The organism is Streptomyces sp. 8L, from assembly GCF_020176795.1.
Taxonomy (GTDB): Bacteria; Actinomycetota; Actinomycetes; order Streptomycetales; family Streptomycetaceae; genus Streptomyces.
The window spans coordinates 1-1,260 of record NZ_JAIUKE010000887.1 but is presented as its reverse complement, the minus strand read 5'-3'; the positions used below and the strand labels follow the sequence as shown (position 1 = coordinate 1,260).

Genomic DNA, 1,260 nt, shown 5'->3' with positions numbered 1-1,260 from the left:
GCCCCCGGTCGAGCAGCGGCCGGCCGAGGTCCCCGCGTTCCCGATGCCCCGCGCCGCGGCCTGCCCGTTCGACCCGCCCCCCGCGCTGCGGGAGCGGCAGCAGGAGGGCCCGCTCAGCAAGGTCCGCCTGTGGGACAGCAGTACGCCGTGGCTGGTGACCCGCTACACCGAGCAGCGGGCCCTGCTGGCCGACCCGCGGGTCAGCGCCGATGTCACCAGGCCCGGCTACCCGGCCCAGGCCCCCGTGACGGGCAACAGCATCGGCTTCATCCTGATGGACGACCCCGACCACGCCCGGCTGCGGCGCATGGTCACCGCGCCCTTCACCATCAAGCGGGTGGAGGCACTGCGCCCCCGCGTGCAGGAGATCGTGGACGGACTGGTCGACGACCTGCTCGCGGGGCCTCAACCGGTCGACCTGGTGCAGGCGTTCGCCCTTCCGGTGCCCTCGCTCGTGATCTGCGAGCTGCTCGGCGTGCCGTACACGGACCACGGCTTCTTCCAGGACAACAGCAAGACGATCATCACCCGTACCGCCACGGCCGAGGAGCGCGCCGCCGCGCTCGGCCGGCTGACCGAGTACCTCGACGACCTGGTCGGACAGAAGCTGGCGCACCCGGCGGAAGACCTCCTCTCGGGCCTCGCGGAACGCGTCAGGTCGGGCGAGCTGCCCCGGGCCGAGGCGGCCAGGATCGGCGTGCTCCTGCTGATCGCGGGCCACGAGACGACCGCCAACATGATCGCCCTCGGCACGCTCGCGCTGCTCCAGCACCCCGCCCAGCTCGACGCGCTGCGCGGGGCGCGGGACCCGAAGGAGGTGGCCTCCGCCGTCGAGGAACTGCTGCGCTACCTGAACATCACCCACAGCGGACGGCGCCGCGTCGCGCTGGAGGACATCGAGGTGGCGGGCCGTACCGTACGGGCCGGGGAGGGCCTGATCCTGGCCAATGACATCGCCAACCGCGACCCCGGCGCCTTCCCGGACCCCGACCGCCTCGACATCGGCCGGGACGCCCGGCACCACGTGGCGTTCGGGTTCGGCGTCCACCAGTGCCTGGGACAGCCCCTGGCCCGGATGGAGCTCCAGGTCGTCTACTCGACGCTGTACCGGCGCGTGCCCACCCTGCGGCTCGCCGCGGACCTGGGGGACATTCCTTTCAAGCACGACGGTTCCGTCTACGGCGTCTACGAGCTCCCGGTCGTCTGGTGAGCGCGGAACGGACGCGTCCCGTCCGTCGAGCCGCCCCGGCTTCCCCCGCC

General features: G+C 73.0%; 1 protein-coding gene. It reads left to right on the top strand.

Annotated features, from left to right (window positions below; translation table 11 throughout):
- Positions 1 to 1,210: cytochrome P450 (locus LCE31_RS39685; protein ID WP_225023150.1), on the top strand; the 1,210-nt coding region annotated here is incomplete at its 5' end.
- Between the last annotated feature and the right edge of the window lie 50 nt (positions 1,211 to 1,260).